17 protein-coding genes are annotated in these 19661 nt (G+C 63.7%); 3 read left to right on the forward strand and 14 right to left on the reverse strand.

Features of this window, described 5'->3' with window-relative positions; all coding sequences use genetic code 11:
- Positions 1–216: 216 nt before the first annotated feature.
- Positions 217–1032, reverse strand: coding sequence for an ATP-binding protein (locus J2W40_RS05845; protein WP_310222621.1), 816 nt, complete (start codon positions 1030–1032; stop codon positions 217–219).
- Between the two features lie 112 nt (positions 1033–1144).
- Here J2W40_RS05845 and J2W40_RS05850 point away from each other — a divergent pair, with 112 nt between their 5' ends.
- Positions 1145–2101 carry an L-threonylcarbamoyladenylate synthase gene (locus J2W40_RS05850; RefSeq protein WP_310222623.1) on the forward strand — a complete coding sequence of 319 codons (957 nt, stop codon included), beginning with the start codon at positions 1145–1147 and terminating at the stop codon, positions 2099–2101.
- A 142-nt stretch (positions 2102–2243) separates the two neighbouring features.
- Here the strand turns inward: J2W40_RS05850 and J2W40_RS05855 are convergent, their stop codons facing one another.
- From J2W40_RS05855 to J2W40_RS05885, 7 genes are all read right to left on the reverse strand, one after another.
- Positions 2244–2510, reverse strand: coding sequence for a hypothetical protein (locus J2W40_RS05855; RefSeq protein WP_310222626.1), 267 nt, complete (start codon positions 2508–2510; stop codon positions 2244–2246).
- 98 nt (positions 2511–2608) lie between these two features.
- Positions 2609–3142, reverse strand: coding sequence for a peptide-methionine (S)-S-oxide reductase MsrA (msrA, locus tag J2W40_RS05860; RefSeq protein ID WP_310222628.1), 534 nt, complete (start codon positions 3140–3142; stop codon positions 2609–2611).
- A gap of 42 nt (positions 3143–3184) precedes the next feature.
- Positions 3185–4885 carry a long-chain-fatty-acid--CoA ligase gene (locus tag J2W40_RS05865; RefSeq protein ID WP_310222630.1) on the reverse strand — a complete coding sequence of 567 codons (1701 nt, stop codon included), beginning with the start codon at positions 4883–4885 and terminating at the stop codon, positions 3185–3187.
- A gap of 138 nt (positions 4886–5023) precedes the next feature.
- Complete coding sequence (locus J2W40_RS05870) at positions 5024–5707, reverse strand: DUF1013 domain-containing protein (RefSeq protein ID WP_037476890.1); 684 nt, start codon at positions 5705–5707, stop codon at positions 5024–5026.
- 115 nt (positions 5708–5822) lie between these two features.
- On the reverse strand, positions 5823–6851 hold the full coding sequence (locus J2W40_RS05875) for a glycosyltransferase family 4 protein (RefSeq protein ID WP_310222632.1): 1029 nt from the start codon (positions 6849–6851) through the stop codon (positions 5823–5825).
- Between the two features lie 13 nt (positions 6852–6864).
- On the reverse strand, positions 6865–7740 hold the full coding sequence (locus tag J2W40_RS05880) for a UDP-2,3-diacylglucosamine diphosphatase (protein WP_310222634.1): 876 nt from the start codon (positions 7738–7740) through the stop codon (positions 6865–6867).
- Between the two features lie 285 nt (positions 7741–8025).
- Positions 8026–9030, reverse strand: coding sequence for an NAD(P)H-quinone oxidoreductase (locus tag J2W40_RS05885; protein WP_310222636.1), 1005 nt, complete (start codon positions 9028–9030; stop codon positions 8026–8028).
- Between the two features lie 101 nt (positions 9031–9131).
- On the opposite strand from J2W40_RS05885, the gene J2W40_RS05890 reads away from it, so the two are divergent.
- Together J2W40_RS05890 and clpA are read left to right on the forward strand one after the other, a co-directional pair.
- Positions 9132–9329, forward strand: coding sequence for a DUF1192 domain-containing protein (locus J2W40_RS05890; protein WP_310222638.1), 198 nt, complete (start codon positions 9132–9134; stop codon positions 9327–9329).
- A 156-nt stretch (positions 9330–9485) separates the two neighbouring features.
- Complete coding sequence (gene clpA, locus J2W40_RS05895; protein ID WP_310222640.1) at positions 9486–11804, forward strand: ATP-dependent Clp protease ATP-binding subunit ClpA; 2319 nt, start codon at positions 9486–9488, stop codon at positions 11802–11804.
- A gap of 97 nt (positions 11805–11901) precedes the next feature.
- Here the strand turns inward: clpA and recN are convergent, their stop codons facing one another.
- The 6 genes from recN to truB all read right to left on the reverse strand — a co-directional run bounded on the left by recN (position 11902) and on the right by truB (position 19635).
- Positions 11902–13566, reverse strand: a complete 1665-nt coding sequence (gene recN, locus J2W40_RS05900) for a DNA repair protein RecN (protein WP_310223034.1) — start codon at positions 13564–13566, stop codon at positions 11902–11904.
- Positions 13567–13710: 144 nt separating this feature from the next.
- Positions 13711–14499 (reverse strand): outer membrane protein assembly factor BamD, encoded by a 789-nt coding sequence (locus J2W40_RS05905; RefSeq protein ID WP_310222642.1) that lies wholly within the window; start codon positions 14497–14499, stop codon positions 13711–13713.
- A 56-nt stretch (positions 14500–14555) separates the two neighbouring features.
- A complete protein-coding gene (locus J2W40_RS05910; protein WP_310222644.1) occupies positions 14556–15575 on the reverse strand; it encodes a sensor histidine kinase in 1020 nt (339 codons plus the stop codon).
- 146 nt (positions 15576–15721) lie between these two features.
- Positions 15722–18076: a polyribonucleotide nucleotidyltransferase gene (gene pnp, locus J2W40_RS05915; RefSeq protein ID WP_310222645.1), complete on the reverse strand. Its 2355-nt coding sequence runs from the start codon at positions 18074–18076 to the stop codon at positions 15722–15724.
- Between the two features lie 251 nt (positions 18077–18327).
- Positions 18328–18597, reverse strand: a complete 270-nt coding sequence (rpsO, locus tag J2W40_RS05920; protein ID WP_037473756.1) for a 30S ribosomal protein S15 — start codon at positions 18595–18597, stop codon at positions 18328–18330.
- The gene (truB, locus tag J2W40_RS05925; RefSeq protein WP_310222648.1) at positions 18598–19635 is read right to left on the reverse strand and encodes a tRNA pseudouridine(55) synthase TruB; all 1038 of its coding nucleotides are present in this window, start codon (positions 19633–19635) and stop codon (positions 18598–18600) included.
- Between the last annotated feature and the right edge of the window lie 26 nt (positions 19636–19661).

A 19661-nucleotide genomic window follows, 5' to 3' on the forward strand; every position in this document is an offset into this window, starting at 1 on the left:
TGCCGAAAACTCATCCATCGGGCGCCTCCAACCATGGAGACTGCCCAAGAATCCCATTCGATCAATCGTTCAAGCCCATATGCGATTCCCCTGCCTTAAAGGGGAGGTGTCAGCGCGTAGCGATGACGGAGGGGTATCATGCTATCGTGAGGGCGACACCCCTCCGTCTGGCCTGCGGCCAGCCACCTCCCCCGCAAGGGGAGGATGGTTTCGCCGTTAGACGGTCAGTCCGTGCCGTCCCGCCAGTTCGACCACATATTGCCAGGCGACGCGGCCTGACCGGCTGCCGCGCTGGGTCGACCATTGGATTGCTTCCAGCGGATCGAACGCAACGCCCAGCTTGGCCGCATAGCCGCGCACGATCGCCACATAGGCGTCCTGGTCGAGCGCGTGGAAGCCAAGGCTGAGGCCGAAGCGGTCGGACAGGGCCATCCGGTCGTCCACCACATCGCGCGGGTTGATCGGGTCATCCTGCTCCGACAGGTGCCGGGGGACGATGTGGCGGCGGTTGGAGGTGACATAGAGGCGGACATGCGGCGGGCGCGCTGCCGTGCCGCCCTGTAGCAGCGAGCGCAGGGTCCGGGCGTCGCCCACGCCTTCGTCGAAGCCGAGGTCATCGAGAAACAGGATGAACGGCCGGTCGGTGCCGCGCAGCAGCGCGAACAGCGCAGGCAGGCTGGCCAGCGCATCGGTCGCGCATTGCAGCAGGGCGATATCCTGCCCTTCGCGCTGCAACCGGCCGACCACCGACGCCACCGCCGCCGACTTGCCCGTGCCGCGCGCGCCCCACAGCAGCACGTCATGCGCGGCATGGCCAGCGGCCAGGCGGCGGCTGTTTTCCAGCAGCGCGCTCTTTTGCGCGTCGATCCCGGTGAGCAGGTCATAATCGACCGGTGTGAAGGCATCCACCGCCTGGATGGCATGGCCGTCCCACATATAGGCGGGCGATGCGGCGAGATCGGCGCAAGCGGCTGGCGGTGGGGCGAGCCGGTCGAGGGCGTCGGCGATGCGGGTCAGGAGGGCGTCATTCATGCGCCGGGCTTAGCCAGCGATGATCGTTCCGGCAAGCGTGGGCCCGCATATGTCATTCTCCTGTCGCAATGGACTTTTACTTGGGTTTACTGAGGTCTATATCGCGGGGACCGTGACCATCGCCAATCCAGCCTATTCCACGAGATCCTGCCGCTATGGTGCCGAGGCGCTGCGGGAGGCGGCGCTGTTGATCCGTGCGGGGGAACCCGTGGCGGTCCCCACCGAGACTGTCTATGGCCTGGCCGCCGACGCCACCGACAGCCATGCCGTTGCGGCAATCTACAGCGCCAAGGGCCGCCCTAGCTTCAATCCGCTGATCGTTCATGTGTCCGACCGCGCGATGGCCGAGCGGCTCGCGGATTTTTCGCCGGTCGCCATGCGCCTTGCCGACCGCTTCTGGCCGGGGCCACTGACATTGGTGCTGCCGGTGCGGGCGGATAGCGGGCTGTCGCCGCTGGTGATGGCAGGATTGCCCACCGTCGCGCTGCGCCTGCCCGCGCATCCGGCGATGCGCGCGCTGATCCGCGAGAGCGGGCGGCCTCTCGCAGCCCCGTCGGCCAATCGCAGCGGGTCGATCAGCCCGACGCGCGCCGAACATGTGCTGGCCAGCCTGAACGGCAAGGTGCGGATGATATTGGACGAAGGGCCGACCAGCGAAGGCGTGGAATCGACCATCGCCGCGCCGGACGCCGACGAAGTGCGGCTGCTGCGCCCTGGTCCTGTCACCGCTGCGATGCTGGAAGAGGCGAGCGGCCTACCGGTCGTCGTCGGCAATGGTGCGCACAAGATCGAGGCGCCCGGCCAGTTGGAGAGCCATTATGCGCCTTCCAAGCCGGTGCGATTGAATGCGCTGCGGGCGGAGAAGGATGAATATCTGATCGGCTTCGGCCTGATGCCGTGCCACATCAACCTCAGCCCCGACGCTAATGTACGCGAGGCCGCCGCCAGCCTGTTCGCGGCGCTGCACATCGCCGATGCCAGCGCTGCGGTGAAGATCGCGGTTGCGCCCATCCCGATAGAGGGGATCGGCGCGGCGATCAACGACAGGTTGAAACGCGCGGCGGCGTGAACCACCGCAAGTTCGGTGTCTTATACGAAAGTGCAATGAGAGCGGCTCATGGGCGTTCCCCGACGCAGGTCGGGGCCCAGTTCAGCGCGTGGGCCTGGACCCCGACCTTCGTCGGGGAACGGGGCCTAAAGGCCCGCTGGCACTACCCGCAATTATCGTAGCCGGCCTCGCGGCATTGTTTGCGCCGTTCCTTTTCCGCCTTCTTGCGCGCCTTTCCTTCGCGGGCTTCCTGTTCGCGCATCTTGCGGCCGTAATTGCGGTCGGATTCGTCCTGGCTGGTCGTGGCCCAGTCCGCCGCTTGCGCGCCCGCGCGCACCGGCAGGGTCACGACGTCCAGCGCGGTTTTGGCCACGCAGCCGGGTAACACAATCAGCATGAGCGGCGCGGCGATCCATAATAGCTTCGTCATCTGCATTTCCCCAGCCTTGGTCCACCATCGCCATGCCATGGTGCCTATTAACCGCAGCCTAAGGACGGCGCAAAGGGTGATGCGCCGTCATGGGGCGATCAGGCTTCAATGCGCGCGGCAAAGCCCTTGCGCAGCTTGGCGAGCTTGGGCGGGATCACGGCCACGCAATAGGGATTGCTCTCGCCGACCCGCTCCCAATATTTCTGGTGATAATCCTCGGCCGGATACCAGGGCGCGTCATCCTCGATGGTGGTGACGATCGGGTCGGTCTGGTCCGCCTGGGCGCGGCCGATGGCGGCGCGCGCCTCTTCCGCCTGCTGCGGCGAATGGGGGAAGATGGCGGAGCGATATTGGGTGCCGACATCATTGCCCTGCCGGTTCAGCGTCGTCGGGTTGTGCGTGGCAAAGAAAATATCCAGCAAGTCGGCGTAGCTGATGACCGACGGGTCGAAAGTGATGCGGATCGCTTCGGCATGGCCGGTCGTGCCAGAACAAACCTGTTCATAGGTCGGGTTCGGGCGCGCGCCGCCGATATAGCCGCTTTCGACGCCGCTGACGCCCTTCAAATTCTGGTACACCGCCTCGGTACACCAGAAGCATCCACCGGCCAGCGTTGCGACTTCCTGTGTCATATCGTCATTCCTATCCATGTTCGATGCCATAGATAGGAAGGGTCAGGCGCCGCTTCCAGTCGCCAATTCGGCGGCCTTCGCCCGTTCTTCGGCGACCAGTTCCTTGCGCGACAATTTGCCCACCAGCGTCTTGGGCAGGGTCAGCCGCACTTCGACGGCCTTCACCCGTTCATGCTTGCCCAGTTGCGGGTTGAGCCAGGCCTTGAGCGCTTCGTCATCGATCTCGAACCCGTCATTGAGGGTGACGAAGGCCTTGGGCTGTTCGCCGCGATAATGGTCGGGCACGCCGATCACCAGCGCCTCCTTGACCGCGGGGTGGTGATAGAGGACCGATTCCACCTGGCTGGGGAAAACCTTGAACCCGCCGACCGAGATCATGTCCTTCAACCGGTCAACGATGCGGACATAGCCGTCTTCGTCGATCTCACCGACATCGCCGGTGCGGATGAAGTCGCCCATGAATACTTCGGCGTCGGCATCGGGGCGGTTCCAATAGCCCTTCATCACCTGCGGCCCGGCGAACAGCAATTCGCCCGGCTCGCCCGGCGGCGGCGGCTTGGTCGGGTCTTCGCGATCGACGATCTTGACCCGCGTGCCCGGCACTGGCTGGCCGACCGTACCGGTCTTGTTCAGCCCTTCATAGGGGTTGGTGCAGACGATAGGGCTGGTTTCCGTGAGGCCATAGCCTTCGATCAGCTTCGCCCCGGTCGCTTCCTCAAACCGTTGCCGCACTTCCAGCGGCAGCGGCGCACCGCCTGAAATACAGGCGCGCAGTGACGAGAAGTCGATGTTGCGGATCGCGGGATGATCGAGCAGCGCCTGGAACATGGTGGGCACGCCGGGGAGCGAGGTCGCCTTGACCCTTTGTACGGCGGCCAGCACCTGCGCCGCATCGAAGCGCGGCAGCATCACCATCTCGCCGCCGTTCAGAACTGTACGGTTCAATGTGCAGGTGTTGGCGAAGACGTGGAAAAAGGGCAGCACCGCGATGATACGATCCGGCTCGTTGGCGTGCGGGTCGATCACCTGCGCCTGGCGCGCATTGGCGGTCAGATTCTGGTGCGTCAGCATCGCGCCCTTGGGCGTGCCGGTGGTGCCGCCGGTATATTGCAGCAGGGCGATGTCTTCCACCGGGTTGATGTCCGCGACGACGCAGGCACCCGGATTGGCGATCAGCTTGTCATAGCGCAGCACGCGCGGATCATGCGGCAGGGCGGCCGTTTCCGCCGCCTTGAACCAGCGGAACAGCAGCGATTTGACCGGCGAGAGCATCTCGGCGACCGAACCGACCACCAGCTGTTCGAGGCTGCTATGGTCCAGCACCTTGAGCGCTGTGGGCAACAACGCCTTGGCCGACAAGGTGAAGAGGATCTTGGTCCCGCTATCTTCGACCTGATGTTCGAGTTCGGCGGCGGTGTAGAGCGGGGAGAAGTTGACGACGATGGCACCGGCCATCAGCGCACCATAATAGGCCGCGACATAATGGGGGGTATTGGGCAGATAGAGGCCGACCCGGTCGCCCTTCTTCACCCCCATCGCCTGCAAGCCGCAGGCGATACGCTTGATCTGGCCGAACACCTCCGCATAGGTGAATTTTCGACCCATGAAATCAATCATGATGGCGTCGGGATGGGCCAGCGCGCTGTCGGTGACCATGTCCCCCATCGATAATGGCGGGAAGGTCTGGTCCCACAAAGCGGGGTGGCGGTAATTCTCTCTCCAGAGCTTTTCTATGTTCTCCATGGCCCAAAGTGTATGGCCATCGCCCGCTTTACGCAAGCGTCAAGCACAGCAAAAAGGGCCGCGCCGAAAGCCCGGCACGACCCTGAAAAAATGCTGCATTGCAACGACCTGTCCTGATCGCTGCGTGACGCTACGGCATCACACCTCGCCCTTGTTGTTGCTGAACGGATCGATGATCGTGGCGACGCTCGAAATCAGGTCCGTCTCGCTCTTGAGCGCGTCTTCGGCGCGCTGCAACGCATCCTTCCGTTCGCGGCGCAGCTCTTCAATCAGCGCTTCGCGGTCGCCATCCAGGCGCGAATCGGTCGGCGCTTCGATGCCGAGCTTCTTCGCCGCCTTGGCCACCAGTGCGTCCAGTTCACGCTGCGAACAGAGGCCCAGCGTCACCGGATCCTTGGGCGTGATGTTGGAGATGTTCCAGTGGGTGCGGTCGCGGATCGCGGCGATGGTGGTGCGGGTGGTGCCGATCAGCTTGCCGATCGCGCCGTCCGAGATTTCGGGGTGGTTGCGCAAGATCCAGGCGATGCCATCGGGCTTGTCCTGCCGCTTGCTGACCGGGGTGTAGCGTGGCCCCTTGGTCCGGCGCACCGGCTCTGGCCCCTTGAGCATCTTCAAGCGATAATCAGGGTTCTGTTCGCCCTTGTGGATTTCTTCCATCGTGATTTCATGGGCGCGGACGGGATCGCGGCCGGTATATTTGATGCTGGCGGTGTCATCGGCGATCGCTTGCACTTCCAGGATGTGCAGCCCGCAAAATTCGGCGATCTGGTCAAAGCTCAGAGCGCTATTGTCGATCAGCCAACTGGCGGTCGCGTGGGGCATAAGAGGCTGGGACACGGGGCTTCTCCGGCACGTAAAAACGATAAGGGCCGCCCAAGCAGGGCGGCCGCGACCGTTGGCAGATAGTCCATCCCGCCCCGTTCGGCAAGGAAAAGCGTCAGGCGGCGCTGTCGATCAGCAAGGGGTCGATGGCGTGCAGGCCAGAGAGAAATTCCTGCGCGCTGCGTTCCCAGCTGAAACTGCGACCATAAGCGGCGCAGGCCGCGCGGTCGCAGGACAAAGCCTGCGCAATGGCGGTGCCCAGATCGTCGGACAGTGCGCCGGTTTCGGGCGTGACGATATCGATCGGCCCGGTGACGGGGTAGCCCGCGACCGGCGTGCCGCAGGCCAGCGCCTCGATCATCACCAGGCCGAACGTGTCGGTGCGGCTGGGAAAGACGAAAACGTCAGCGCCGGCATAGGCGCCGGCGAGGTCCGCGCCGAACAGCGCGCCCAGGAAGCGCGCCTGCGGATAGGCGCGTTCGAGCGCGGCGCGGGTGGGACCATCGCCGACGATGACCTTGGTGCCGGGATGATCGGTCGCGAGGAACGCCTCTATATTCTTTTCCACCGCGACCCGGCCGACATAGAGCTGGATCGGGCGGGGCAGGTCCGCGAACAGGGCAGGCGGCACTGCGTCGGGGGTGAAGGCGGTCAGGTCCACCCCCCGGCCCCAGGGCCGCACATTGGCGACGCCATGGGCGCGCAACTGATCGCGCACCGATTTGGTCGACACCAGCACCGCCTGCGCCGGGCCGTGGAACCAGCGAATATAGCGCCAGAACCAGGCCGCTGGCAGGCCGGTGCGCTGGGCGACATAATCGGGAAAATGGGTGTGATAGGCGGTGGTGAACGGCACAGCGCTGCGCAGGCACCAGCGCCGCGCCGCGACGCATAGCGGCCCTTCGGTCGCGAGATGGACCGCATCGGGGCGAAAAGCCGCAATCGCTTGCCCCACGACGGCGGGACGCACGAGGGCCAGCCGGATTTCGGGATAGGTCGGACAGGGGATCGAGCCGTATAGATCAGGCGAAATCACCATGATCTCATGCCCCATCTGTTCCAGTTCGACCTGGATCGTTTGCAGCGTGCGAACGACGCCATTGACCTGCGGCGCCCAGGCGTCGGTGACGATCGCTATCCGCATCAGCCCTGCCCCCTTATGCCGCCATCCGCGCCGATGGTTTGGCGGGTTCGTCGGCGGTGCGGGCGGCGATCTCGTCGGCCCAGTGCAGCACCTGCATCTGTCCGTCATCATGTTCGACCAGCGCGGTGCAGCCTTCCACCCAGTCGCCATCATTATAATAGTCGATGCCGTCGATTTCGCGCATTTCGGCATTGTGGATATGGCCGCACACCACCCCGTCGACACCGCGCGACCCGGCTTCATGCGCCACCACTTCCTCGAAACGGGAGATGAAGGACACGGCATTCTTGACCTTATGCTTGGCCATCTTGCTGAGCGACCAATAGGGCAGCCCCATGCTCTGCCGCACCGCGTTGACCACGACATTCAGACGCATCAGCGTCGTGTAGGCCGCGTCGCCGACGAAGGCGAGCCAGCGATGCGCGAGCATGATCGTGTCGAACTCGTCGCCATGCAGCACCAGCAGCTTGCGACCGTCCGCGGTCGTATGGATTGCTTTGCGCCGGATCTCGACACCGCCAAAGCTCATGCCGGTGAACTGACGGAACATTTCGTCATGATTGCCGGGAATATAGACGACCCGCGTGCCGCGCTTGGCCCGCTTCATCAGCCGCCACACCACGTCATTATGCGTCTGGGGCCAGTAGAAGCGGCGCTTCAGCCGCCAGCCATCGATGATGTCGCCCACCAGATAGATGGTGTCGCTGTCGACGCTGTCGAGGAAATCGATCAGCATCTTGGCGTTGCAACCGCGCGTGCCGAGGTGAATGTCCGAAATCCAGATGGTGCGATAGCGGCGACGCTGCCCCGCCCGCTCCGGGATGTGGAATGGGACATCGCTGCCCTGTTCCATCTCACCCAGGAAGGGCAAGCGCGTGATGGCGTTCATGATACGATCCCCAAAGACGTCTATCCTTGGGACCGAGTCCTTAGCGCGCCATTGTTACAAGTCCGCACCGAATATGACGGAAATGCTACGGTTTTCGGGAGTTTTTGGTCCGTGAGACGAGCCATTTCGCTACGCCCGTCCCATTCGTCATCCTGAACTTGTTTCAGGATCTATTCGCTCTACTGTCGTGCCGAAGCACAAGCGGAGAGCCAATGGATCCTGACTTTCGTCAGGATGACGGCGGGTGGGGATGGACCGCTTTCGGCCTCATTCAATGCATCCCCCTCAAACCACCAGCACGATCTTCCCGAAATGCTCGCCCGCGTCCATTCGCGCATGCGCCTTCGCCGCGTCCGCCAGGGCGAAGCGCTGATCCATCGCCGGGCGGAGCTTGCCTTCGTCGACGAAGGGCCAGACGTTGCGGACCAGTTCGTCGGCGACCAGGCTTTTGAAGCCGACCGATCGCGCGCGCAGGGTCGAGCCGGTGAGGGTCAGGCGTTTTTGCATGATCGTCGGGATGAAGATGCTGGCCTTCGCGCCGCCCAGCACGGCGATCGATACATGCCGTCCGTCTTCGGCCAGGCATTCCAGGTTGCGTGGCACATAGTCGCCGCCGACCATGTCGAGCACGGCCTGAATCCCCTGCCCGCCGGTGAGGCGCTGGACCTCCGCGACATAATCCTGGGTGCGATAGTTGATCGCTTCGTCCGCACCCCAGCCCTTGGCCTGGGCGCATTTTTCGTCCGACCCGCAGGTCACGATGACCTTGACGTCGAACAGGTTGCACAGGCGGATCGCCATGGTGCCGATCCCGCTGGTGCCGCCATGGACCAGCACGGTGTCGCCGCCGACGGCATAGGCGCGCTCGAACAGGTTGGTCCACACGGTGAAGAGGGTTTCGGGCAGCGCCGCCGCCTCGACCATGTCATAGTCGGCCGGGACCGGCAGGCATTGGCCCGCAGGCGCCACCGCATATTCGGCATAGCCCCCGCCCGCCAGCAGCGCGCAAACCCGTTGCCCAACCAGCATGTCCGAGCTGCGTCCGGCCGCGACGATCGTGCCGGAGACTTCCAGCCCCGGAATGTCCGAAGCGCCGGGCGGTGGCGGATATTTGCCCTGTCGTTGCAGGACGTCGGGCCGGTTGACGCCGGCGGCGGCGACCCGGATCAGCACCTCGTCATCGCCGGGGACGGGCAAGGGGCGGCGCATCGGCACCAGCGCTTCGGGACCGCCGGGCGCGGCGATGCCTATCGCCATCATCTCCTTGGGCAAGGCCTCAACGTCCGCCATAGATTCCCCCTAATACCGCCGATGCTGCGATGCATCAAAATTGCCCCATCCAGCATCCGTCCATATTGACACCGTGAGCAACAGGGTCAACATTGGCAACCATGGACATGGATGACGACCTCCCCCGCAAGGGCGACGATCTTCTGACCCGGCTTATCCAACAGGATCTAGCCCCCCTGTCCGTGATTGAGCTGGAAGCCCGCATATCCGCTCTGGAAGCGGAAATTGCCCGCACCAGAGCAAAAATGCAAAGCGCCGTTAACCATAAGGCAAGTGCCGAGGCGCTATTTAATCGATGACCCCACGTCAAGCCCCAAGCGCCCCGTTCAAGGGCATATTAGGGCATGGACAGTCTGGCAATTCCGGCGATCGGGCACAGCGCCTTGATCCGCCGTCGAGCAATGCCGACATAGGGTTCACCATCACCCTTCATTGGGGTCAGGAGTAGAGTAGATATGCCTTCATTCGCGCCCGCTCTGGAAACCACGCTGCACAATGCGTTGACCCACGCATCGGAGCGCAAACATGAATATGCCACGCTGGAGCATCTCCTCCTGGCACTGATTGATGACGAACATGCGTCAAAGGTTATGCAGGCGTGCGGCGTGGAAGTCGGCGAACTGGGCGACGCGGTCACCCAATATCTCGACACCGAACTCGACAGCCTGAAGGTCGAAGGGGCAAGCGACCCCTCCCCCACCAGCGGATTCCAGCGCGTAGTCCAGCGCGCCATCCTCCATGTGCAATCCTCCGGCAAGGATGAAGTGACGGGCGCCAATGTCCTCGTCGCGCTCTTTTCCGAACGCGAAAGCTATGCCGTCTATTTCCTGCAGCAGCAGGATATGAGCCGCCTCGATGCCGTGAGCTTCATCAGCCATGGTGTCGGCAAGGGCACGCCCGCGCCCGAGCGTCAGGAGACCAAGGGGGCAGCCGAGGAGGAAAAGAAGGTGCAGGACGGCAAGGGAAAGAAGGACAGCGCCCTCGATCAGTTCACCGTCAACCTCAATGAGAAAGCGGAACGCGGCAAGGTCGATCCGCTGATCGGCCGCGCGTCGGAGGTGGACCGGACGATCCAGATCCTGTGCCGCCGCTCGAAGAACAACCCGCTTTATGTCGGCGATCCCGGCGTCGGCAAGACCGCCATCGCCGAAGGGCTGGCGCGCAAGATCGTCGAGGGCGACGTGCCCGACGTGTTGAAGGAAGCGGTCATCTATTCGCTCGACATGGGCGCGCTGCTGGCCGGTACGCGCTATCGCGGCGATTTCGAAGAGCGGTTGAAGGCGGTCGTCACCGAGCTGGAAAAGCTGCCCCATGCGGTGCTGTTCATCGATGAGATCCACACCGTCATCGGCGCTGGTGCGACCAGCGGCGGGGCGATGGATGCGAGCAACCTGTTGAAGCCCGCTTTGTCGGGCGGGACGATCCGCTGCATCGGATCGACCACCTACAAGGAGTTCCGCAACCATTTCGAGAAGGACCGGGCGCTGCTCCGGCGCTTCCAGAAGATCGACGTCAACGAACCGACGATCGAGGATACGATCAAGATCCTTGCCGGGCTGCGCTCCGCGTTCGAGGATCATCATCACGTCAAATATACGCCTGACGCGATCAAGGCTGCGGTGGAATTGTCAGCGCGTTACATCAACGACCGCAAACTACCGGACAAGGCGATCGACGTGATCGATGAGGTCGGCGCGATGCAGATGCTGGTGGTGCCGTCAAAGCGCAAGAAGGTGATCACGCCCAAGGAGATCGAGCAGGTCATCGCGACCATGGCGCGCATCCCCCCCAAGACCGTGTCGTCCGACGACAAGAGCGTGCTGGAAAGCCTGACCACGGACCTCAAGCGCGTCGTGTTCGGCCAGGACAAGGCGATCGAGACGCTGTCGTCGGCGATCAAGCTGTCGCGGGCGGGCCTGCGTGATCCCGACAAGCCGATCGGCAACTATCTCTTCTCTGGCCCCACCGGCGTCGGCAAGACGGAGGTGGCGCGTCAACTCGCAACGCTGCTCGGCATCCCGCTCCAGCGGTTCGACATGTCGGAATATATGGAGCGCCATTCGGTCAGCCGCCTGATCGGTGCGCCTCCGGGCTATGTCGGCTATGACCAGGGTGGCTTGCTGACCGATGCCGTGGATCAGCAGCCGCATAGCGTCCTGCTGCTCGATGAAATCGAAAAGGCGCATCCCGACCTGTTCAACATATTGTTGCAGGTGATGGATAATGGTCGCCTGACCGACCATCACGGCAAGACCGTCGATTTCCGCAACACCATCCTCATCATGACCACCAATGCCGGTGCGTCGGACATGGCGAAGGAAAGCATCGGCTTTGGCGAACTGACGCGCGAGGATGTGCAGGAGGATGCGGTGAAGAAGCTCTTCACGCCTGAATTCCGCAACCGCCTCGATGCGATAGTGCCCTTCGGCTATCTGCCGCCCGAAGTGGTCGCCCGCGTCATCGACAAGTTCGTGCTGCAACTCGAACTGCAACTGGCCGACCGCGACGTCCACATCACGCTGGACGAAGAGGCCAAGGCCTGGCTCACCAAGAAGGGCTATGACAAGCTCTATGGTGCGCGCCCGATGGGCCGCCTGATGCAGGAAAAGGTCAAGCAGCCGCTGGCCGAAGAACTGTTGTTCGGCAAGCTGGTCCATGGCGGCGAAGTGCATGTCCATATGAAGGATGAGGCGCTCGCCTTCGAGATCACTCCGGCGGCCCCGAAGAAGGGCAAGAAGGGTGGCAGGGCCAAGGCGGCCGAAGGCACGAAGTAACGGCGTTTAGACGTGTGATGGAAAGGGCGGCCTGCGAGGGTCGCCTTTTTCTTATGGGCTTAACGTGAGACGATCGACCGCGACCTGGCACCCGTCGCTACAGCGTTTCGAGCAGCCTATCCGCCTGGGCGCGGGCTTCGGCGGTGATTTCCGCGCCGGAGAGCATGCGGGCGATTTCTTCGCGGCGTTCCTGATCGTCCAGCGCGTGAACGCCGGTGCGGGTAACGGTGCCGTCGCTGGATTTGGCGATCAGCAGATGGCCCGCGCCGCGCGCCGCGACCTGCGGGCTGTGGGTGACGACCAGGATTTGGTTGCTTTGGGCGAGGCGGGCGAGCCGCTCGCCGATGGCCGATGCCACGGCGCCGCCGACGCCCCGGTCGATCTCGTCGAAGATCAGCGTGTCCGCTCCGCCCTGCTCCGCCAGCGCGACCTTGAGCGCGAGGATGAAGCGGGACAGTTCGCCGCCCGACGCGATCTTGATCAGCGGGGCGAAAGGCGCGCCGGGGTTGGTCGAAATCTCGAACTCCACCCGGTCCATGCCCTGCCCGGTCCATTGCCCCTCGTCCAACGGTGCGACCACGGTGCGGAAGCGGGCGGCGTCCAGCTTCAAGGGCGCAAGCTCGCCCGCCACCGCCGCGTCCAGGCGACCGGCGGCCAGTTGGCGTTCGCCCGACAGCGCCTGCGCCGCGGCGCGATAGGCGGCCGCCTTGGTCGCGACTTCCGTTTCCAGCGCCGCGATATGCTCTTCGCCGCCTTCGATCGCGGCCAGCTTTGCCGCCATCTCTTCGCACAGGGCGGCCAAGTCATCGGGCTGCACCTGATGCTTGCGGGCAAGGCCGCGCAGGTCGAACAGGCGGGTTTCGATGCTGTCCAGCCGGGCGGGATCGAAGCTGAGCGCTTCGGCGGCTTCGGCCAACCGATCCTCCGCCTCGCCCGCTTCCACCACCGCGCGGTCGAGCGCTTCGAGAACGGCGGTCAGCAGCGGTTCCTCGCCCGCGATCCGGTCCAGCCGCCGGGCGGCCTGGCGCAATTGCGCGAGGCCGCCGTCGGAGCCGGTCAGGCACTCGCTGATGGTGGTGAGATCGTCGGTCAGGCGCGCGCCCTTCTGCATCGTCGCGCGTTCCTCGGCGAGCGCTGCTTCCTCACCGGGTTCGGGCGCGAAGCTGCGCAGTTCCTCGACGGCGTGGGCGAGATAGTCGCGGTCGCGCGCGGCAGTTTCGACCGTGGCACGCGCTTCCGCGAGCGCGGCAGCGGCCTTGCGCCACGCGCTATGCGCAGTGCCGACCGCGCCGGTATCGCAGCGGCCATAGGCGTCGAGCAAGGCGCGATGGCCGCGCGCGTTGAGCAGGCCGCGATCGTCATGTTGGCCATGAATTTCGACCAGCGATCCGCCCAGTTCGCGCAGCAACGCGGCCGAGCAGGGCTGGTCGTTGACGAAGGCGCGGCTGCCGCCATCGGCCTTGACCATGCGGCGGATGATGAGCGGTTCGCCCGGCTCCATCTCCACACCATTGTCGATCAGCAGCGCCGCGGCGCGATGGTCGCCGGTGGGCGGATCGAAGGTCGCGATGACGCTGGCCTGCGCCTCGCCATTGCGGACAAGGCCGCTATCGGCACGCGCGCCCAGCGCCAGCCCCAGCGAATCGAGCAGGATCGACTTGCCCGCGCCGGTTTCGCCCGTCAGCACGGAGAGACCCGCGCCGAACTCCAGGTCCAGCGCTTCGATCAGCACGACATTGCGGATGGACAGGGCGGTTAGCAGCGCGATTACTCCCCCCTCCCTTTCAAGGGAGGGGTCAGGGGGTGGGTGCGCCGCGCCAGCGGCGCCTGCAACGGCGAGGTTCGACGCGCCCCTGCGGGTCGCGACCCACCCCAACCCCTCCCTTGGAAGGGAGGGGCTTAATTCTTACGCCTTGCCGCCATGTTGCCGCATCAGCTTGTAGGAGCGTTCATACCATTTGGAGCCGGGATAGTTGGCGCCCAGCACGGCGGCGGCCTTCTGCGCTTCGGCGGGAACGCCCAGCGAGAGATAAGATTCGACCAGACGCTCCAACGCTTCGGGCGTGTGCGTCGTGGTCTGATATTTGTCGACGACGGTGCGGAAACGCAGCGTGGCGGCGATCCACTGACCGCGACGCTGATAGAAGCGCCCAACTTCCATTTCCTTGCCCGCCAGATGGTCGTTGACCAGATCGACCTTCAATCGCGCATCGGCGGCATAGCGGGTGTCGGGATAACGGCGGATCAGTTCACCCAGAGAATCCAATGCCTGCTGCGTGATCTTCTGGTCGCGGGTAACGTCGGCGATCTGCTCATAATAGCACAGCGCAATCAGATAATAAGCGTAGGGCGCATCCTTATTGCCGGTATGGATCGCCAGGAAACGCTGCGCTGCGGAAACGGATTCAGCATAATCGGTGTTCATATAATAGCTGAACGCCGACATGAGCTGCGCCCGGCGCGCCCAGGGCGAATAGGGATGCTGGCGCTCGACCTCGTCGAACAGCGCGGCGGCGAGCTTATACTGGCCGCGATCGAGCCGGTCCTTGCCGCTATTATACAGCGTCGACACGTCGCGGGCGACATATTGGGTGTCAGCCTTGTTTTTCGATGTCGAGCAGCCCGTAAGCAGAACGGCAGCGAGCAGGACCGGGGTGGTGGCCGCGCCGATGCGCGTCAGTGTTTTCGTCAGCATGATGCGGGTCATAGCCGAGCGGATCGCTGCCGCCAAGCGGCAGAATTGTCGCACGATCAACAGGCGGCCCGTGGCGGCAGGATAAGTTGTGCGACGGCACCGCCATGCGCGCCCGGCGCCAGGGTAAAGCGCCCGCCTATCTGCGCCGCCAGCGTGTTGGCGATGCGCAGCCCCAAGGATTTGCTATGCTCCACCGCGAAATCGGGCGAGACGCCGTCGCCATCATCGGACACGCGCAGGCATAGTTCGCCAGCATTCCGGTCCAGCACCACCGCAATAGTCCCGCCCCGATGCGGCAGGCCATGTTCGATGGCGTTGCTGACCGCTTCGGCGACGACCAGCGCCAGCGGCACGGTGATGCCAGGTTCGAGTTGCACCTCTTCGGGCGCGTCGACGCTGATCACAATGTCGGTGCGGCCGCTGGCTTCGATGACGTCGGCCGTCAGCGTCGTCAAAAAGGCCCGTACCCCCTGCCCTGCGCCGGACGGATCGTAGAGCGCCCGGCTGATCCGGCCGATCAGCGCCAACCGTTCGGAGGCCTCATCCAATGCGCGGCGGGCGACATCATGATCGACATGGCGACGTTGCAGCGCGAGCATCGCGGCCACGACCTGTAGATTGTTGGACACACGATGCTGCAATTCGTGGAAGAGCAATTCGCGATTGTCGGCAAGCGCCGCGCTGCGTTCCCGCTCGATCGCCAGGTTGAAATTGGCGTGCTGCATGAAGTGGATCAGCACGATATCGACCACCACGACTCCGGTGTAAAAGATCATCGCGGCCGCCACGCCCGGATTGAGGACGAAACTGTTGCGCGGGGCGATGAAGAAATACCAGGATGCAGCCGCGCACAGGATTGCGGCGAACAGACCCGGCCGGACCCCGAACAGGAAAGACGCCAGAATGACTGCGGGAAAGAATGTCACGAACGGATAGCCATCGGGCAACAGCGGTTCGGCCGCGAAGCGCAACAACAGCGCCAGCCCACAGAAAGACAGCGTCAATATATAGGCATAGACCGGTCGATTGAGCACGAGCGGCAGCCGTTCGACGAACCGCGCGTTGCTACGCTGCATGCCATTTTCCGATATCCATGTCGTTACACTAGCAGAACTTCATGCCAGTGCATTGATCGAAATCAGTCAGTGGGTGCGCACATGAAAAAAGGCGCCCGGTCGAACCGGACGCCCTCTTTCTCTTGGTTGCTCTGACGAGCGGCCGATCAGTCCTGGGTCAGGAAGTCGGGCAGGCCGGCGTTCGAGCCATCATCCTTGCCGTCGTCCTTGGCAGCGTCGTCGCGCGGGCCACGGTCGCGGCGCGGGCCACGGTCGCCCCGACCTTCCCCACCACGGCCTTCGCTACGCTCGCCACCACGGCCACCGCCGCCGTCACGCCGCGGGCCACGACCACGATCGCCACGGCCTTCGCCACCGGCGCGGGGTTCGCGTGCTTCACGGGCAGGACGGGTGTCCTCCAGCTCTTCGCCGGTTTCCTGATCGACAACGCGCATCGACAGGCGAACCTTGCCGCGCGGATCGATTTCGAGAACCTTGACCTTCACTTCCTGGCCTTCCGACACGACGTCGGTCGGCTTTTCGACGCGCTCATTCTTCATTTCGGAGACGTGGACGAGACCGTCCTTGCCACCCATGAAGTTCACGAACGCACCGAAATCGACGATGTTGACGACCTTGCCGTCATAGATTTTGCCGACTTCCGCTTCCTGCGTGATGCCGAGGATCCACTTGCGGGCCGCTTCGATCTGCGCCGGGTCGGACGAGCTGATCTTGATCAGGCCTTCGTCGTCGATATCGACCTTAGCACCGGTTTCGGCGACGATTTCACGGATGACCTTGCCGCCGGTGCCGATGACTTCACGGATCTTCGACTTGTCGATCTGCAAGGTTTCAATGCGCGGGGCATGAGCCGACAATTCGCTGCGCGTGCTGTCGAGCGCCTTGGCCATTTCGCCCAGGATGTGCGCGCGGCCTTCCTTGGCCTGATGCAGAGCAGCTTCGAAGATTTCGCGGGTGATGCCCGCAATCTTGATGTCCATCTGCATCGTGGTGATGCCTTCGGACGTACCGGCGACCTTGAAGTCCATGTCGCCCAGATGATCTTCATCACCCAGAATGTCGGACAGGACGGCAAAATTCTTGCCTTCCAGGATCAGGCCCATGGCGATGCCGGACACGGGGCGCTTCAAGGGCACACCGGCGTCCATCATCGAGAGCGAACCGCCGCAGACGGTCGCCATCGAGGAGGAACCGTTCGATTCGGTAATGTCCGACAGAACGCGGATGGTGTAGGGGAACTCGTCCTTGCTCGGCAGCACGGGGTGCAGCGCACGCCATGCGAGCTTGCCATGACCCACTTCGCGACGACCCGGCGCGCCGAAGCGACCGACTTCACCGACCGAATAGGGCGGGAAGTTATAGTGCAGCATGAAGTTTTCATAATGCAGGCCAGTCAGGCCGTCGATCATCTGCTCGGCGTCCTTGGTGCCCAGCGTCGTGGTGCAGATCGACTGGGTTTCGCCGCGCGTGAACAGCGCCGAACCATGAGTGCGGGGCAGGAAGCCGACCATCGCTTCGATCGGACGGATCTGCGTGGTGGTGCGACCGTCGATGCGCTTGCCGTCCTTGAGGATGGCGCCGCGCACGATTTCCGCTTCCAGCTTCTTGGTCAGCTTGATGCCAGCCATCACGGTCTGGGCATCTAGGCCATCGGCGGCCAACTGCGCCTTCGCCTTGGCGCGGGCTTCGTTCAGCGCGTTCGAGCGCGCCGACTTGTCGGTCAGCTTATAGGCGGCGGTAATGTCCTTGCCGATCAGCTTCTTGAGCTTGGCCTTCAGGTCGCCCAGGTCATCGCTCTTGGCCATGTCCCAGGGATCTTTGGCAGCCTTTTCGGCCAGGCTGATGATGGCATCGACGATCTTCTTGCTGGCGTCATGCGCGAACAGGACGGCACCCAGCATGACTTCTTCCGACAGCTCCTTGGCTTCGGATTCGACCATCATGACGGCGTCGTAAGTGGCGGCAACGACCAGGTCGAGTTCGCCGGTCTTCACTTCGTCCAGCGACGGGTTGAGCTGATATTCGCCATCCTTGTAACCGACGCGCGCGGCGCCGATCGGACCCATGAAGGGCACGCCCGACAGGGTCAGGGCGGCCGATGCGGCGATCATCGCCACCATGTCCGGCTCGCTTTCGCCATCGAACGACAGCACCTGGGCGATGACGTTGATTTCGTTGTAGAAGCCTTCGGGGAACAGCGGGCGGAGCGGACGGTCGATCAGGCGGGAAACCAGCGTTTCCTTTTCGGTCGCACCGCGCTCACGCTTGAAGAAGCCACCGGGGATGCGGCCGGCGGCGGAATATTTTTCCTGATAGTGAACGGTCAGCGGGAAAAAGTCCTGGCCTTCCTTCACGCTCTTGGCGGCGGTCACGGCGCACAGCACCACGGTTTCGCCATAGGTCGCCAGCACGGCGGCGTCAGCCTGGCGCGCGATGCGGCCGGTTTCGAGGGTCAGCGTCTTGCCGGCCAGCTCGATCGATACTTTCTTGACGTCAAACATAGATTTTTTCCTTCGCCCGCATCGGCCCTATTGCCGGGCGGGGCCTTTGGTGGAGCCATATTGCTCCATAGTTGCCCCCTCAACCCGTTAGGGCTGAGCCTGTCGAAGCCCCGTCCTTTCCTCTTGAGAAAGTACAGCCCTTCGACAAGCTCAGGGCGGACGGAGGTGGCATTAGCGGGACAAAGCGCCGAATTGCGACTTGCCCCGGAATCAGAAACGGCCCCGCATGGGGGCCGTCCCTTTTAACAGGGTTACTTGCGCAGGCCCAGCTTGCCGATCAGGTCGGTGTAACGCGCCTGATCCTTCTTCTTGAGATAGTCCAGCAGCGAACGACGCTTGTTGACCATCATCAGCAGACCACGACGGCTGTGATTATCCTTGTGGTGACCCTTGAAATGCTCGGTAAGGTTGGTGATCCGCTCGGTCAGGATCGAAACCTGGACCTCTGGCGAACCCGTGTCACCCTCAGCGCGGGCATATTCCTTGATCAGCGCTTCCTTGCGCTCGGCAGTAATCGTCATCTAATCGTCTTCCCTCGACATCAGGTTGAAACCGCGCACCACGATGATCTCTTGATCATCCGACCGGACCAGCGCGACGGGGATATCCCCTTGCGTCGCCAGATACAGGCCGGTGGTGGCAGTGATCCCGGTCAATACCTTCCCCTGGCGGAGCATAAGGGCTTGATCGGGAGAGACGGGGAGAGCCGGGATGTCGTCCAGCCCCGCCGTCAGCGGCAGCATAAGCCCACCGATGCCGCGCTCGTTAGCAGCATGACGCAATTTGTCCAGCGAAATCGCGGATTCCAGGGTGAAGGGACCGGCCTTGATGCGGCGGAGCATGGTGACATGGCCCACCGTGCCGAGCGCCAGCGCGATGTCGCGCGCGAGGCTACGGATGTAGGTGCCTTTGGAGACATGGGCGCGGAGGGTGATTTCGGAAACCCTCTCCCCATCGGGGAGAGGATATGAAGGCTTGGTAGCTTGCTGCCTAGCCGGAGTTGGAGAGGGGGTTGGCGCGCCTTCCCCCTCTCCAAGCTGCGCTAGCCCGCTATGCGGGCAAGCTGCGCTATCCTCTCCCCGCCGGGGCGAGGATAAATGCAGCCCATGCACCACAACCGACCGCAGCTTCATCTCAACCTCTTCCCCCTTGCGGGCGAGATCATAAGCGCGCTGGCCGTCGATCAGGATGGCGCTATAGGCGGGCGGGGCCTGGTCGATCGGGCCGGTGAAGCGCGGCAGCACCGCTTCCACCTGCGCCAGCGTCGGCCGCATAGCGCTGGTTGCGATCACCGCGCCTTCCAGGTCCAGCGTGTCGGTCTGCGCACCGAACGCGATCGTGAAGTCGTAGATCTTGTCGCTGTCGAGCATCCGTCCGGCGAGCTTTGTCGCTTCGCCGATCGCGATCGGCAGCACGCCGGTCGCCAGCGGATCGAGCGTGCCGCCATGGCCGACCTTGCATTTGCCAGCGCCGCTGTCGCGCAGCGCGCGCTTGACCGCGGCGACCGCCTGCGTCGAGCCTAGCCCCAAAGGTTTGTCGAGAATGATCCAGCCGTGCATTGTGCGCCCCTATAGGGCAGCGCGCG

The sequence above is a fragment of the Sphingobium xenophagum genome, assembly GCF_031457465.1.
GTDB lineage: Bacteria > Pseudomonadota > Alphaproteobacteria > Sphingomonadales > Sphingomonadaceae > Sphingobium > Sphingobium xenophagum_A.

Excerpts from the sequence above, each read along its gene's own strand:
- J2W40_RS05845 (WP_310222621.1), bottom strand. The coding sequence starts at position 1,032 with ATGAATGACGCCCTCCTGACCCGCATCGCCGACGCCCTCGACCGGCTC.
- J2W40_RS05855 (WP_310222626.1), bottom strand. The coding sequence starts at position 2,510 with ATGACGAAGCTATTATGGATCGCCGCGCCGCTCATGCTGATTGTGTTA.
- msrA (WP_310222628.1), bottom strand. The coding sequence starts at position 3,142 with ATGACACAGGAAGTCGCAACGCTGGCCGGTGGATGCTTCTGGTGTACC.
- J2W40_RS05865 (WP_310222630.1), bottom strand. The coding sequence starts at position 4,885 with ATGGAGAACATAGAAAAGCTCTGGAGAGAGAATTACCGCCACCCCGCT.
- J2W40_RS05870 (WP_037476890.1), bottom strand. The coding sequence starts at position 5,707 with ATGCCCCACGCGACCGCCAGTTGGCTGATCGACAATAGCGCTCTGAGC.
- J2W40_RS05875 (WP_310222632.1), bottom strand. The coding sequence starts at position 6,851 with ATGCGGATAGCGATCGTCACCGACGCCTGGGCGCCGCAGGTCAATGGC.
- J2W40_RS05880 (WP_310222634.1), bottom strand. The coding sequence starts at position 7,740 with ATGAACGCCATCACGCGCTTGCCCTTCCTGGGTGAGATGGAACAGGGC.
- J2W40_RS05885 (WP_310222636.1), bottom strand. The coding sequence starts at position 9,030 with ATGGCGGACGTTGAGGCCTTGCCCAAGGAGATGATGGCGATAGGCATC.
- J2W40_RS05890 (WP_310222638.1), top strand. The coding sequence starts at position 9,132 with ATGGACATGGATGACGACCTCCCCCGCAAGGGCGACGATCTTCTGACC.
- clpA (WP_310222640.1), top strand. The coding sequence starts at position 9,486 with ATGCCTTCATTCGCGCCCGCTCTGGAAACCACGCTGCACAATGCGTTG.
- J2W40_RS05905 (WP_310222642.1), bottom strand. The coding sequence starts at position 14,499 with ATGCTGACGAAAACACTGACGCGCATCGGCGCGGCCACCACCCCGGTC.
- J2W40_RS05910 (WP_310222644.1), bottom strand. The coding sequence starts at position 15,575 with ATGCAGCGTAGCAACGCGCGGTTCGTCGAACGGCTGCCGCTCGTGCTC.
- pnp (WP_310222645.1), bottom strand. The coding sequence starts at position 18,076 with ATGTTTGACGTCAAGAAAGTATCGATCGAGCTGGCCGGCAAGACGCTG.
- rpsO (WP_037473756.1), bottom strand. The coding sequence starts at position 18,597 with ATGACGATTACTGCCGAGCGCAAGGAAGCGCTGATCAAGGAATATGCC.
- truB (WP_310222648.1), bottom strand. The coding sequence starts at position 19,635 with ATGCACGGCTGGATCATTCTCGACAAACCTTTGGGGCTAGGCTCGACG.